The sequence below is a fragment of the Ralstonia nicotianae genome, assembly GCF_018243235.1.
Taxonomy (GTDB): Bacteria; Pseudomonadota; Gammaproteobacteria; order Burkholderiales; family Burkholderiaceae; genus Ralstonia; species Ralstonia nicotianae.
In genome coordinates this window covers 864,368-878,302 of the sequence record NZ_CP046675.1, presented here as the reverse complement: position 1 = coordinate 878,302, position 13,935 = coordinate 864,368, and the positions used below count along the sequence as shown (strand labels likewise).

The 13,935-nt window shown below is 70.0% G+C and carries 12 protein-coding genes, 1 pseudogene and 1 riboswitch; of the genes and pseudogenes, 5 read left to right on the top strand and 8 right to left on the bottom strand.

The window, feature by feature from the left end:
• On the bottom strand, positions 1-1,350 hold the full coding sequence (locus GO999_RS20045; protein ID WP_211907160.1) for an MdtA/MuxA family multidrug efflux RND transporter periplasmic adaptor subunit: 1,350 nt from the start codon (positions 1,348-1,350) through the stop codon (positions 1-3).
• A gap of 262 nt (positions 1,351-1,612) precedes the next feature.
• On the opposite strand from GO999_RS20045, the gene GO999_RS20040 reads away from it, so the two are divergent.
• The 3 genes from GO999_RS20040 to GO999_RS20030 all read left to right on the top strand — a co-directional run bounded on the left by GO999_RS20040 (position 1,613) and on the right by GO999_RS20030 (position 4,163).
• Complete coding sequence (locus GO999_RS20040) at positions 1,613-2,350, top strand: response regulator (protein WP_011004482.1); 738 nt, start codon at positions 1,613-1,615, stop codon at positions 2,348-2,350.
• The gene (locus GO999_RS20035) at positions 2,328-3,614 is read left to right on the top strand and encodes an ATP-binding protein (protein WP_211907159.1); all 1,287 of its coding nucleotides are present in this window, start codon (positions 2,328-2,330) and stop codon (positions 3,612-3,614) included. The genes GO999_RS20040 and GO999_RS20035 overlap by 23 nt, the downstream gene beginning before the upstream one ends.
• A gap of 120 nt (positions 3,615-3,734) precedes the next feature.
• Complete coding sequence (locus GO999_RS20030; protein ID WP_011004480.1) at positions 3,735-4,163, top strand: putative hemolysin; 429 nt, start codon at positions 3,735-3,737, stop codon at positions 4,161-4,163.
• Positions 4,164-4,220: 57 nt separating this feature from the next.
• On the opposite strand, the gene GO999_RS20025 is transcribed toward GO999_RS20030, so the two are convergent.
• On the bottom strand, positions 4,221-5,927 hold the full coding sequence (locus GO999_RS20025; protein WP_023470081.1) for an ArnT family glycosyltransferase: 1,707 nt from the start codon (positions 5,925-5,927) through the stop codon (positions 4,221-4,223).
• 130 nt (positions 5,928-6,057) lie between these two features.
• A pseudogene (locus tag GO999_RS20020) lies at positions 6,058-6,258 on the bottom strand (response regulator transcription factor); the annotation flags it as partial.
• A 351-nt stretch (positions 6,259-6,609) separates the two neighbouring features.
• A riboswitch (FMN riboswitch) is annotated at positions 6,610-6,766 on the top strand.
• Between the two features lie 126 nt (positions 6,767-6,892).
• Here GO999_RS20020 and ribB point away from each other — a divergent pair.
• Positions 6,893-7,618: a 3,4-dihydroxy-2-butanone-4-phosphate synthase gene (gene ribB, locus GO999_RS20015; RefSeq protein ID WP_020830330.1), complete on the top strand. Its 726-nt coding sequence runs from the start codon at positions 6,893-6,895 to the stop codon at positions 7,616-7,618.
• Positions 7,619-7,651: 33 nt separating this feature from the next.
• Here ribB and GO999_RS20010 read toward each other — a convergent pair whose 3' ends face one another.
• From GO999_RS20010 to GO999_RS19990, 5 genes are all read right to left on the bottom strand, one after another.
• Positions 7,652-8,278, bottom strand: coding sequence for a bifunctional 4-hydroxy-2-oxoglutarate aldolase/2-dehydro-3-deoxy-phosphogluconate aldolase (locus GO999_RS20010; protein ID WP_011004476.1), 627 nt, complete (start codon positions 8,276-8,278; stop codon positions 7,652-7,654).
• A 26-nt stretch (positions 8,279-8,304) separates the two neighbouring features.
• Positions 8,305-9,657 carry a GntT/GntP/DsdX family permease gene (locus tag GO999_RS20005; protein WP_011004475.1) on the bottom strand — a complete coding sequence of 451 codons (1,353 nt, stop codon included), beginning with the start codon at positions 9,655-9,657 and terminating at the stop codon, positions 8,305-8,307.
• A gap of 78 nt (positions 9,658-9,735) precedes the next feature.
• On the bottom strand, positions 9,736-10,122 hold the full coding sequence (locus GO999_RS20000) for a RidA family protein (protein WP_011004474.1): 387 nt from the start codon (positions 10,120-10,122) through the stop codon (positions 9,736-9,738).
• 47 nt (positions 10,123-10,169) lie between these two features.
• The gene (locus GO999_RS19995) at positions 10,170-11,654 is read right to left on the bottom strand and encodes a D-aminoacylase (RefSeq protein WP_211907158.1); all 1,485 of its coding nucleotides are present in this window, start codon (positions 11,652-11,654) and stop codon (positions 10,170-10,172) included.
• A 1-nt stretch (position 11,655) separates the two neighbouring features.
• Complete coding sequence (locus tag GO999_RS19990) at positions 11,656-12,525, bottom strand: MurR/RpiR family transcriptional regulator (RefSeq protein ID WP_011004472.1); 870 nt, start codon at positions 12,523-12,525, stop codon at positions 11,656-11,658.
• A 129-nt stretch (positions 12,526-12,654) separates the two neighbouring features.
• Between GO999_RS19990 and GO999_RS19985 the strand changes: the two genes are divergently transcribed.
• Positions 12,655-13,932, top strand: coding sequence for an amino acid deaminase (locus GO999_RS19985; protein WP_020830328.1), 1,278 nt, complete (start codon positions 12,655-12,657; stop codon positions 13,930-13,932).
• The last annotated feature ends 3 nt before the right edge of the window (positions 13,933-13,935 follow it).

Genomic DNA, 13,935 nt, shown 5'->3' with positions numbered 1-13,935 from the left:
TCACGGCTGCGCGGCGGCCGGCGCCGATGCGCCGCCGTGGCGGCGATGGCCGCCCTGGGCCTGGGCCGCCTGGCCGTCGTGCGCGGCCGCCGGCGCGCTGGCCGGGCTCGCGCCCGGCTGGATCACCTCCACCGGCGAGCCGTCGCGCAGCTTGTCGGCGCCGTCGATGACCACGCGCTCGCCCGGGTTCAGGCCCCGCGCGATCGAGACGCGGTCGCCCTCGGTCACGCCCAGCGTGACGGTGCGCAGCGCGACGTTGCCGTCGGCGCCGACCACGTAGACGAAGGTGCCCTGCGTGCCGCGCTGGATGGCCGCGCCCGGCAGGATCACCTGGTCGTGCAGCGTGTCGACGCGCATGCGCACGTTGACGAACTGGTTGGGGAACAGCGCCGCGTTCTGGTTGGGGAACTGCGCGCGCAGCTTGACGGTGCCGGTGGTGTTGTCGATGGTGTTGTCCACCGTCATCAGCGTGCCGTGGGCGAGCAGGTTGGTCTGGCCGCGGTCCCAGGCCTCCACCGGCAGCTTGTCGCCGGCCTGCAGCCGGGGCATCACCTTGGGCAGGGTGTCTTCGGGCAGGGTGTAGATGACGGTGATCGGGTCGATCTGCGTGATGACGACGATGCCGGTGGTGTCCGACGTGTGGACGATGTTGCCCGGGTCCACCTGGCGCAGGCCGACGCGGCCCGATACCGGCGCCGTGATGCGCGTGTACGACAGCTGCACCCCGGCGTTGTCGGCGTTGCCCTGGTCGAGCTTGACCGTGCCCTCGTACTGGCGCACCAGCGAGGCCTGCGTGTCCACCTGCTGCTTGGCGATGGAGTCCTGCGCCATCAGGGTCTGGTAGCGCTGCAGATCCAGCCTGGCGTTCTGCAGCAGCGCGGTGTCGCGCGCGAGCTGGCCTTCGGCCTGGGCGAGCTGGGCCTGGTAGGCGCGCGGGTCGATCTCGGCCAGCAGGTCGCCGGCCTTGACGGTCTGGCCCTCGGTGAAGGCCAGGCGCACGAGCTGGCCGTCGACACGTGTCTTGACGGTCACGTTGTTGACCGGGGTGACGTTGCCCAGCGCGGTCAGCACGACATTGATATCGCCCTTGCCCGAGGTGGCGACCATGACCGGCATCGGCTTGCCGCTCGTCATCGCGGCGCCGCGGCCGCCCGGGCCGCCCTTGCCGGCGGCGGTGCTGCGGTGCACCGCGTGAAAGATCGCATAGCCGATCAGCACCAGGAAGGCCAGCACCACCCAGAGGATCCAGCGGCGCGGCTTGCCGGCGCGGGGCGGGGGCAGCAGCGTCGGTGAGACGGTATCGTGTCCAGCGTAGGGGGTGCCGGGCTTCGGGTCCATGGCGTCGGACATGTCGAGCGTTCCTGTAGCGATCAAGATGGGACAAAGCCCATCATACCGGGCGGTAGCGGGCCGGCGGATGTCACTTTGTCTGTGTCTACGCGGAGCTTAAGGGCATCGCATTTGCGCAGGATTAGCCGCCCTCCGGCTTGTATTACGGTGTATTACAAATCCGCCCCACTGTTACGGCGGGAAACAATATGAAGACAGTGCGCGCCTTCCGTGTCCGCAACAGTCGCTATCATGAGCACACTTCCTGAGTTCCAGCGGGCACATGAGCGGCACCAAGATCCTGGTCGTCGATGACGACGTCGAATTGCGCGACCTGCTGCGCGAATATCTGAGCCAGCAGGGCTTTGCGGTTTCCGTCCTGCACGATGGCGACGGCCTGGCCGCGCGCCTGGAGCGGGAGCGCCCGGCACTGGTGGTGCTGGACCTGATGATGCCGAAGGTGGACGGCCTGTCCGCCCTGCGCGACCTGCGCGCGCGCAACGACGATGTGCCGGTCATCCTGCTCACCGCGCGCAGCGACGAGATCGACCGCATCATCGGCCTGGAGATCGGCGCCGACGATTACCTCGGCAAGCCCTTCTCGCCGCGCGAGTTGCTGGCCCGCATCAACGCCGTGCTGCGCCGGCGCCAGGCGGTCGCGCCCGCTGCGCCGGAAGACCGCGACAGCTTCAGCTTCGGCCCGTTCCGGCTCAATTTTCGCATGCGCACGCTGTTCCGCGGCGAGCATGCCCTGTCCATCAGCGATACCGAATTCGCCCTGCTCAAGCTGCTGGTCACGCACGCCATGCAGGTGCTCACGCGCGAGCACATCGTCGAGCTGATGTACGGCCCGGGCAGCAGCGTGTCCGATCGCGGCATCGACGTGCAGGTCTGGCGCCTGCGCCGCGTGCTCGATGAGGACGCCCAGCGCCCGCGCTATATCCAGACCGTGCGCGGCCGCGGTTACACCTTCGTTCCCGACGAGCGGGATGCGCACGATGAAGTTCAAAGCCCGGTTTGACACGCTGTTCGGCCGCCTGGCCATCCTGATCGTCGCGGTGCTCGTGCTGTGCCACTTTTCGTGGCTGGGCATCCTGCGCACGGAGCGGCGCGAGCGCCAGTTCCAGGCATCGGTCGATCAGATGGCCTTCCAGCTGCAGGCGTTCCAGGCGGTGGCGGACGGTCGCCTGCAGGCGACGCTGCCCGATCTGGTGAGCGAGGCCGCCGGGCCGCCGGCCGGCAGTGCGCTGTCGGCGTCGGACAAATCGGTCGAGCTGGCCCGCCAGCTGCTGCGCCGCCTGCCGGCGGGGTCGGAGGTCCGGCTGGAGCCGGGCGCCACGCCGCGTGTGTTTGTGCACTTGCCGCATCGCGACAAGTGGATCGCCATGCCGCTGCTGTGGGTCCATGCGCCGCCGACCGTCAACGCCATGGTGCCGGGCGTGATGGTGGTGCTGGCGATCGCCATTGCGTTCTCGCTGTTTGCGGCGTGGCAGCTGCAGCGGCCCGTGCGCGCGCTGGCCGAGGCCGCCGGTGCGCTGGCGCGGCGGCGCTACGTGGCGCCGCTCAAGGAGCGCGGCCCGTACGAGCTGCGCCAGCTCACCGACCAGTTCAACCGCATGGCGGCGGACCTCTCCGCGGCCGACGAAGAGCGCAACACCATGCTGGCCGGCATCGCCCACGACTTGAAGACGCCGCTGTCGCGGTTGCGCCTGCGCGCCGAGATGCTGACCGACCCCAAGGCCAGCGCCGGCATCGAGCGCGATGTTGATTCCATGTCCGCAATCGTCGATCAGTTCCTGGCCTATGCGCAAAGCGGCGACGGCGAGGCCCGCGATGTGATGGTCGATCGTCATCTGCGCGGGCTGGTGCAGCCGTTTGCCGAACAGGGCAAGCACGTGGCGCTGGAGTTGCGCGCCGGCGACCGCTTCCGGCTCAAGCCGACCTACCTCGAGCGCATCGTCGTCAACCTGCTCGACAACGCCTTCGCCTATGGCGCCGAACCCGTGCGCGTGACGACCGCGGCCGACGAGCGCAGCTTCATGCTGACGGTGGAAGACCACGGCGCCGGCATTCCCCAGGACGCCGTCGACCGCGTCATGCGGCCGTTCGTGCGGCTGGACCCGGCGCGCGGCGGCAATGCGCATTGCGGGCTGGGGCTGGCCATCGTCGACCGGCTGGTGCGGCACCTGGGCGGCGACCTGACCATCGGCCAGGCCGATGCCGATGCGCCCCAGCCCGGTTTCCGCGTGACGATGCGCTTTCCGATGTCGGTCGCGGCGGCCTGAACGGCGCTGTCATCCGCGTACGCTATCCTTAGGCGTGGCGCGCGGCACGCGCATGATGGGATCCGTCATGCACGCCGGCTGCGTGCCTTCCACCAGAGACACCGCTTCGGGAGGACATGCATGAATCGCGCAGTCTGTTCGGCGGGCGCTGCCGGACAAGGCGGGCGGGTTGCCGCCAGGGGCCCGGCGCTGGCGCTTGCCATGGCGATGGGATTGGGCCTGGCGGCCTGCTCCTCGCCGATGCCGCCGTGGGAGCCGCCCCGCACGACGATACGGCCTGCGCCGCAGCCGCACGCCGTATCGCCGTCGCCCGCCATGGCGCAGCCGGTCCGGCCCGCGCCGTCGCCGATTGCCCCCGATGCGCCTGCATTGCCGCAGGAGTCCGCGCGAGCCGGCACGGCGAATCCGGCGTCGACCTATTGCCTGCAGCGCGGCGGCCAACTCGAATTCTCGACCCGATCGGGCGGGGGCGAGGTGGGCATCTGCGTGAGCCCGGGCGGGGACGAGTGCGAGGAGTGGGCGTTCCTGCGCGGCAGCTGCACGTGGTAAGGGTAAGGGCCGCGCGTCCGCGGTGGCCCTGCCTGCGTTGTCGCCTGGCGTAGCCGATCAGCGGCGCGCCACCACCACCTTGTCGGCCGATTCGGCCACCACCCGCATCGGCACGCCGGCGTCGGTCAGCTTTTGCCAGGTTGCGCGGCGCATGAAGGCGTAGGCGGGCGGCCCGTCGGTCCAGCGGCGGATCCAGTCGCCCGTGGTGGCGATGACCTTGTCGGGCTCGAGGCCCGCGCCCATTTCCAGCTCATCGAAGCCCGAGACCAGCGTCATCGGCCGGCCGAGATAATAGATCGCGGTCTGGTCCAGGGTCTCGACCGAGTAGAACGGCGTTTCGGCCGGGATCGGGCCGGCCGCGCGCAGGGCCTGGTCGATCACGTCGCGCGCCGACAGCGTGTCGCGGAAGATCTCGCTGGCGTTGATCGTGCGGTCCCAGCAGAACAGGGCGGACAGCGCCAGCACGATCACGGCCAGCGTGCGGCGCTGCCAGCGCAGGGCGGCCAGCGCGGCCAGCGTGCCGACAGCCAGCATCGCCAGCACGTCGCGCAGCGCCGGCATGGCCAGCGCGACCTGCGCGGCCGGCATCTTCGCGCCGGCCTTGGCGCCGATCACGGGCACCGCCAGCCACAGCCCGATCGCGATCAGCAGATTGACGCCCAGCGCCCACGCCACCGCGCGGGTCGGCAGGCGCTCCAGGGCCAGCGCCAGACAAATCGCCAGGGCCGGGAAGGCGGGCACGATATAGCCCGGCAGCTTGGAACTGGAGGCGGAGAAGAACAGGAAGATCATCGCCGCCCAGGCGATGCTCCAGCGCATCAGGTCGAACTCGCGCGTGCCGGCGAAGAGCTCGGCCACGCGGCCGATGCGCCGGCCGATGGCGGCCAGCAGCAGCGGCGTCCAGGGCAGCAGCCCGGCCGCGCCCACGGCAATGAAGTACCACCACTTGCCGGCCCGATGGTGCTCGGTGGTCAGGAAGCGCTGGAAGTGCTCGTGGATGAAGAAGAAGTCGAAGAACTCGGGGTTGCGGCGCTGCACCAGCACGAACCACGGCACCGTGGCGGCCAGGTACAGCGCAAGCCCGGGCAGCCAGTGCATGCGGCGCGGCAGGGCCCAGTCGCGGGTCATCAGCAGGTAGGCCACGCCGATCAGGCCCGGCAGCACCACGCCGATCAGGCCCTTGGTCAGGGTCGCGCCCGCCAGGGCCAGCCACACCGCCAGCATCCAGCCGAGCCGCGCGCCGCGCGAGGCGCCCGGCCGCTGCGCCAGGGCAAAGCCGCACGCGCCCACGGTCAGGAAGAAGCCCACGCCCATGTCGAGCGTGATGACCTGCCCGAACAGCAGGTACAGCAGCGACGACGCGAGGATGGCCGCGCCCATCGCCGCCGCGCGCCGGCCGCGGTAGGCCGCCAGCGTCCACGCCGTGATGGCGATGCCGCCCAGCGCGAACAGCAGCGGCCACAGGCGCGCGCCCCATGCCTGGACGCCGAAGGCCTGGAAGGTGGCGGCGGTGGTCCAGTATTGCAGCGGCGGCTTTTCGAAGTACTTCAGGTCGTTCAGGCGCGGCGTGATCCAGTCACCGGTGGCCACCATTTCGCGCGGGATCTCGGCGTAGCGGCCCTCGTCGGGGCGGAACAGGGTGGAGCGCTGGAACAGGTCGTCCGTCCAGAGCGCGACAAACACGGCGACGAGCGCGACAACAAGCAACGCCATCCACGGCGAGCGGCGCGCCGGGCGGCCGGAGGAAGCAAAGCGGGAATCCATGCGGAGAAGGGCACGGTCGGAAAGGCTAGGATTCTAGTCGATCCCGGGTTAGCGCACGGTTAGCCGGCGCGCCGCCGTGTCCCTCGTCCGCGCTTGCGCGGTCCCGAGGTCGCCTTGCTGCGCGAGGGCCTTACTGCCAGCGGCCGTGATGATGCAGCGCCTGCTGGTACATCGCGGCGAGTTCGGTCCGGTTGCGCGCCTCCAGCCGCATCAGGATCTGGCGCACGTGCGTCTTGACCGTTTCGATGCTGATGTGCAGGGACTGGGCGATCTCCGCGTTGGATTTGCCGAACGCGGCTTCGCGCAGGATGTCCTGCTGGCGCGTCGTCAGCATCGGATGCTGCGGCCAGGCCATCGGGATCGGCGCATCGGCATGGGATACCCCACCTTGGTGTGTCATCGAAGCTTCCCCTCGTTGTCGGGTTGGTCTGTGTGTCTTGCGAGCACAGGCCTATTGTTGAAGCCCAACATGAATGGCAGCCCAGGCATTGAATGAAGCGGGCCTGACATCAAGATGAACGGAGGATGAACAGCGGAACGCCGTAGGGCAGGCGCGGTCCGAACGGGCCGCGCCCGCGCGGAACATCCCGCCGGGCGGTCGCTTTGTCCGACCTGTCAGCAGGGGCAATGCGCGGCGGGCGGCTGGTGTAGCATCCCGGCTGCCGGCGCCGTTGCCGGCTTGGTACGTCTTCAGGGCGGGGTGGAATTCCCCACCGGCGGTATGCGGGCCATCGGTCTGCGAGCCCGCGAGCGCCCGGCATGCGCAGCGCATGCCGGGGTCAGCAGATCCGGTGAGATGCCGGGGCCGACGGTCAGAGTCCGGATGGAAGAAGATGTGCGGAACGATGCGCTCCCGCGCCGCGGGTGCGGCCTGCCTTGCGCCGGCCGCGCCTTCGCGCGGCGCGGGCGCGCGCTTCCGCGTGCCCTGGAACGTCTTGTCGCCCATTTCAGCGAGGAGCGTTTCCATGTTGTCCACACAGCCATCCCACGCAGTGCATCCGCCCGCGTTGCCGTCCGGCGACGCGAGCGCCGACCCCATCGAGGCCCGCTTCGATCCCGCCGCCATGCCGGCGCGCATGGCCGCCGCGCTCGATGCCATGCGGCTCGGCATCCCGGTCGTCGTGCTCGACGATGCGGACCGCGAGAACGAAGCCGATCTCATCATCGCCGCCGACAGGCTGACGCACGCCGGCATGGCGATGCTGATCCGCGAGTGCAGCGGCATCGTCTGCCTGTGCCTGACCGCCGAGAAGGCCGCGGTGCTGGGCCTGCGCCCGATGGTGGAGCACAACCGCAGCCAGTACGGCACCGCCTTCACGGTATCGATCGAAGCGCGTGTCGGCGTGAGCACCGGCGTGTCGGCGGCCGACCGCATCACCACCATCCGCGCGGCGGTTGCGCCGGATGCCGATGCGCAGTCCGTCGTCAGCCCGGGGCACGTGTTCCCGCTGGTGGCCCAGGAGGGCGGCGTCCTGGCGCGGCGCGGCCATACCGAGGGCTCGGTCGACCTGGCACGCCTGGCGGGGCTGTCGCCCGCGGGCGTGCTGTGCGAGCTGATGCTGCCCGACGGCACCATGGCGCGCCGCGACGATGCGGTGCGCTTCGCCGATCAGCACGGCCTGCCGGTGCTGACCATCGAAGACATCGCCCGCTATCGGGAGCAGATGGCGCGCGCGGTCAGCTTCGCGTGATGCCCGGCGCCGGCCGCGCGCGAACGGGCTGCGTTACCGCTTGAGCGCGGCGGCTTCGGCGGCAAGTGCCGTGATGCCGGCCCAGTCGCCGTCGGCGATCTTGTCCTTCGGCACCATCCACGAGCCGCCCACGCAGGCCACGTTGGGCAGCGCGAGGTAGTCCGGCGCCGTCTTGGGCGTGATGCCGCCGGTCGGGCAGAAGCGCACGTCGCCGAACGGGCCGTGGATCGACTTGAGCATCGGGATGCCGCCTGCGGCCTCGGCCGGGAAGAACTTGAGCGTGCCCAGGCCGAACTCCAGCGCGAGGATCAGCTCGGAAGGCGTGGCGATGCCCGGCAGCCACTCCAGCCCCGACTTGGCCTGTGCCTGCGCCAGCGCCGGCGTGATGCCGGGCGACACCGCGAACACCGCGCCGGCGTCCCTGGCCTGCTGGAAGTGCTCGGGCCGCGTGAGCGTGCCGGCGCCGACGATGGCGTCGCTGCCCAGGTCCCGGGCCACGGCGCGGATCACGTCCAGCGCCACCGGCGTGCGCATGGTGATCTCGAACGTGCGGATGCCGCCGGCATACAGCGCGCGGCACACGGCCACGCCCTCGTCGACGGATTGGAATTGCAGCACCGGAATCACCGGGCCGGCCTGGACGACGGAATCAATACCCACAACGCGCTCCTCGAACGAAAAAGTGGTCAGATCACCGTGGCGAGCGCCAGCGTCAGCAGCAGCGCCACGATCGAGATGATGGTCTCCAGCACGGTCCACGTCTGGAAGGTCTGCGGCACGGTCAGGTTGAAGTATTCCTTGACCAGCCAGAAGCCGCCGTCGTTGACGTGCGAGAGGATCAGCGAGCCGGCGCCGGTGGCCAGCACCATCAGCTCCGGCCGCACGGCCGCGCCGGAGGCTGCCGCGATCGGCGCGACGATGCCGCAGGCGGTGGTCATGGCCACCGTGGCCGAGCCGGTGGCGATGCGGATCATCACCGCCACCACCCAGCCCAGCAGCAGCGGCGACAGGCTCGCGCCCATGGCCACGGCCACGATCGCCTTGGACACCCCCGAATCGCGCAGAATCTGGCCGAAGCCGCCGCCCGCGCCCACCACCAGCGTGATGGTGGCGATCGGCGCCAGGCACTCGTTGGTGAACTTGAGGATGGCCTCGCGGCTGAAGCCGCGCGCGCGGCCGAAGGTGTAGAAGCTCACCAGCGCCGCGATCAGTAGCGCCATCACCGAATTGCCGGCCAGCTTGAGCAGATCGTTGGCCAGCGACTTGGGCGCGGCGAGCAGGTCGGCCCAGCTGCCGATCAGCATCAGCACCACCGGCAGCAGGATCGTGAACAGCGTGATGCCGAACGGCGGCAGCTCGCGGCTGCTGTCGGCCTCGACGAACTGCTTTTCCAGCGGGTTGTCCGGGTCCGGCTTGACGTGGCGCGAGATCAGCATCGCAAACAGCGGCCCGGCGAGGATGGCGGTCGGCAGGCCGACGATCAGCGCGTACAGGATGGTCTTGCCGATGTCCGCCTGGTAAGCCGTCACCGCCAGCAGGGCGGCCGGGTGCGGCGGGATGAGGCCGTGCACCACCGACAGGCCGGCCACCATCGGCAGGCCCACCATCAGGATCGGCGTGCCGGTGCGCTTGGCCACGTTGAAGGCGATCGGGATCAGCAGCACGAAGCCCACCTCGAAGAACACCGGCAGGCCGATGATGAAGGCCACCACCATCATCGCCCAGTGCGCGTTTTTCTCGCCGAAGGCCCGGATCAGCGTTCTGGCGATGCGCTCGGCGCCGCCGGACTCCGCCATCATCTTGCCCAGCATGGTTCCCAGGCCCACCACCAGCGCGATGTGGCCGAGCGTGTTGCCCACGCCGGTCTCGAACGCCTTGACGATATTGCCCATCGGCATGCCGACGGCCACGCCCAGCACCAGCGACACGACGATCAGCGTGACGAACGGGTTGAGCTTGCGCACCGCGATCAGGTAGATCAGCGCGACCACCGCCAGCGCGGCGGCCAGCAGCAGCGAGTTGCCTTGCAACGGGGCCATGGGTTTCCTCCTCTGCGAATGTGGATGGTTTGTGGTCCGGCGCCCTGACGTGGAAGGCGCCTGTTGTGGATGCGGTCTTTACGGCTTCCTGTACGCCACGCAATCGACCTCGACCTTGCAGTCGATCACCATGCTCGACACCACGCATGACCGTGCCGGCGGATTGGCGCCGAAGTATTCCTTGAACACCCTGTTGAACGACGGGAAGTCGCGCGGATCATCCAGCCACACGCCGCAGCGCACCACGTGCTCGGGGCCGTAGCCGGCCTCGGCCAGGATGGCGAGCAGGTTCTTGAGGGTCTGGTGCGTTTGCTCGACGATGCCGTGGCCGACCACCTCGCCGCCCACCATCGGCGTCTGGCCCGAGACGAACAGCCAGCCGTCCGCGCCGGCCGCGCGGGCAAAGGGCAGGTGCTGGCCGCCGGTGCCGGTGCCGCCTTCGACGCCAATTCGGGTAATCGTCATTGCCGGATTCCTTTCAAACGTGCTTTCAGATGGATGGGAGATCGGGTTCAGTGGAGCTCGGGCGCGGGTTGAGCGTGCGCGCGCGGCCCGCGCCGCAGGAAGCGCCCGGCGCGGCGCGGCTGCACGGCCCCGTCGCGGTACGACAGCGCGCCGTTGACCCACACCGCCGCGATGCCGGCGGCCGGCTGCTTGGGGTCGGTGAAGGTGGCGAGGTCGCGCACCGTGTCGGGGTCGAACAGCACGAGATCGGCCCACCAGCCTTCGCGCACGAGGCCGCGCTCGGCCAGGCCGAAGCGCTCGGCGGACTGTCCGGTCATCTTGCGGACGGCCGCCGCCAGGCTCAGCAACTGGCGTTCGCGGCTGTAGTGGGCGAGCACGCGCGGGAAGGCGCCCCACAGGCGCGGATGCGGCTGCGGATCGTTGGGCAGGCCGTCGGAGCCGATCACGGTGGCGGGGTGCGCGATGATGCGGTCGAGGTCCTCGGCCGCCATGTTGTGGTAGACCGCGCCGGCCGGCCGCAGGCGGCGCGCGGCGCCGAGCAGGTCGGTGCCCCAGGCGGCGGCGATGGCCTTCAGGGTCTGGCCGGCCATCTCCGGATGCGGGTCCGACCAGGTGATGACGATGTCGAATTCGTCCGTCACCTGCTTCAGGTCCAGCGTGGACGAGCTGGCGGTGTACGGATAGCAGTCGCAGCCGACCGGCTGGTAGCGCTGCGCGGCCTCGATCGATTCCAGCACTTCGCCGGCGCGCCCCCAGTTGGCGGCGCCCGCGCACTTCAGGTGCGAGATCACGATGGGCACGCGCGCGTGCCGGCCGACGCGGTAGGCCTCGTCCATCGCCTCCAGGATGGCGGCGAACTCGGTGCGCAGGTGCGTGGTGTACAGCGCGCCGGCCTCGGCCAGCGGCTCGGCCAGGCTCATCACTTCTTCGGTGGTGGCGGCATGGGCGTTGGCATAGGCCAGTCCGGTGGACAGGCCCAGCGCGCCGTGGTCGAGCGCCTCGCGCAGCTGCGCGCGCATGGCTTCGACTTCGGGCGCCGTGGCGGGGCGGTCGAGCCGGTCGAGGTGGTTGTTGCGCAGCGCCGTGTGGCCGACCAGCGCCGCCACGTTGACGGCCGGCCGCGCTTGCTCCACCGCCTCCACGTACGACGCGAAGGTCGGATAGCGGAACGCGCCGGCCGGGCCGAGCAGGTTCATCGGGTCCGGCGGCTCGCCCCGGAGCGTGGCCGGCGACGCGCTGATGCCGCAGTTGCCGACGATGACGGTGGTGATGCCCTGCGACACCTTCGGCAGCATGTCCGGCGTGCGGATCACGTTGGTGTCGTCGTGGGTGTGGACGTCGATGAAGCCGGGCGCCAGCACGCGGCCCGCGCCGTCGACCTCCTCGTCGCCCAGCCAGGCGGTGGAGTCGGAGGTGGCGATGGCGGCGATGCGGCCATCGGCGATGGCGACGTCGAACAGTGTGGACTCGGGCTCGTGGCCGCTGCCGTCGACGATGCGGACCCTGCGGATGACGCTGTCGTACTGCTGCATATCAGTCTCCCAGCGGCTGACGGTTGCCGCCGCCGCGATGCGCATCGAGCACATGCTTGATGCGCCGCAACAGCTCCTTGCTGCGGTCGGCCTGCTGCAATGCGACGTCGGTGGCCAGCAGATCGATCATCATCATCATGGCGTAGCGCGATGACGACGGCTTGAAGATGAAGTCGGTCTCCATCGCCTGGATCGGGAGCAGGATGTCGGCCAGCGCCGCCACCGGCGAGCCGATGGCCGTGACGGCCACCACCTTGGCCCCGTATTCCCGTGCGATGTTGACGCCATCGATGATCTCCGGCACCTGTCCGGTGACGGAGAACACCACCACCACGTCTTCCGGGCCGAGCGTGGCGGCCACCATCCGCTGCAGCATCGCATCATGATAGGTGCTGACCGGCCGTCCCAGCCGGGCGAGCCGGTAGCGCATCTCATCGGCCATGGTGGTCGAGCCGCCGCCCATGCCGAATACGGCGATCATGCGCGCGCCCACCAGCGCCGCGGCGGCCGCGCGGAACGCCTCGGGCCGCACCAGCGCGCGGTTGGCCTCCAGCACGTGCGTGATGTCGGCCAGGATGCCGTCGGCGCTGGAGGGCGGGCGGTCGGCGCCGCCGTCGAGGAAGCGCTGGCCCACGGCCGCCGCCTGCGCCAGCTTGAGCTTGAGCTCGCGCACGTCGCGGCAGCCCATCGCCTTGGCGAAGCGGGTGACGCTGGCTTCGCTCACGCCGGCGCGCTCGGCCAGGGTCTGGATGCTGCCCTCGGCTGCTCCGGCGATGTCGCCCAGCACGGTCTGCGCGACCTTCTGCTCGGCCGGCCGCAGGTCGGTGGCGCGCTGGGAGATGCGGGTGACAATGTCCATCGGTTCGCGCATGGGCAGCACTCCGGCGCGCGGCGGAAGCCGCGCCTTGGTACTTTGTAACAGATAGGCTCGGAGAATAGTTTCGTCGCTATCATGGTGTCAACCCAAGAATTACCCGTACTGGGATACGAGGCGATTTTCATGAATGATACAAAGTACCAAGGTGAGGCCGCCGCAGTGGTCGACCCGCTCGACAAGGGGCTGGGCGCGCTCGATGCCGCGTGCACCCCGGAGCAGGTCGCCGCGCAGCGCTGGAACCTGCTGAACGAAGACCTCAGCCTGCCGGCGGCGGTGCTGTCGCACGCGAGGCTGGAGCACAACCTGGCCTGGATGCAGCGCTTCGTGGGCGAGTACGGCGCCAAGCTCGCGCCGCACGGCAAGACGACGATGGCGCCGCGCCTGTTCCAGCGCCAACTGGCCGGCGGCGCGTGGGGCATCACGCTGGCGACCGCGCACCAGACGCGCATCGCCTACGTGCACGGCGTGCGCCGCGTGCTGATGGCCAACCAGCTCGTCGGCAAGCGCAACATGGCGATCCTGGCCGAGCTGCTGGCCGATCCGTCGTTCGAGTTCTTCTGCCTGGTGGATGCGGCCGACCAGGTCGATCAGCTGGCGGCGTTTTTCGGCAAGGCCGGCCGGCCGATCCAGGTGCTGATCGAGCTGGGCGAGAAGGGCGGGCGTACCGGCGTGCGCGACGATGCGCAACTGCGCTCGGTGCTGGCGGCGCTGGATCGGGCCGGCGGCGCGGTCAGGCTGGCCGGCGTGGAGGTCTACGAGGGCGTGCTGAAGGCGGAGGGCGAAATCCGCGCGTTCCTGCAGCGCGCCGTCAGGGTGTTCCATGATCTGGCCGCAGCCGGCCGCCTGCAGCGCACGCCGCCGGTGCTGACCGGCGCCGGCTCGGCCTGGTACGACGTGGTGGCCGAGGAGTTCTCCAAGGCCGACATCGGCCGGCCGTTCGACCCGGTGCTGCGCCCCGGCTGCTATCTCACGCACGACGTGGGCATCTACAAGGCGGCGCAGGCGCAGATCAACGTGCGCAACCCGGTCGCGCACCGGATGCGCTCCAGCCTGCTGCCGGCGCTGCAGGTGTGGGCCTATGTGCAATCGGTGCCGGAGCCCGAGCGCGCCATCGTGGCGCTGGGCAAGCGCGATGCCGCCTTCGATGCCGGTTTCCCGCAGCCGGCGCAGCGCTATCGCCCGGGCGAGGCGTCGCCCACGGACGTGCCGGCGCACTGGGAAGTCACCGGCATGATGGACCAGCACGCCTATCTCAGGATCGCCGCCGGCGACGACATCAAGGTCGGCGACATGATCGCCTTCGACATCTCGCACCCCTGCCTGACCTTCGATAAGTGGCGGCAGATTCCCGTCATCGATGACGCCTACAACGTCGTCGACGTGGTGCAGACGTACTTCTGAGCG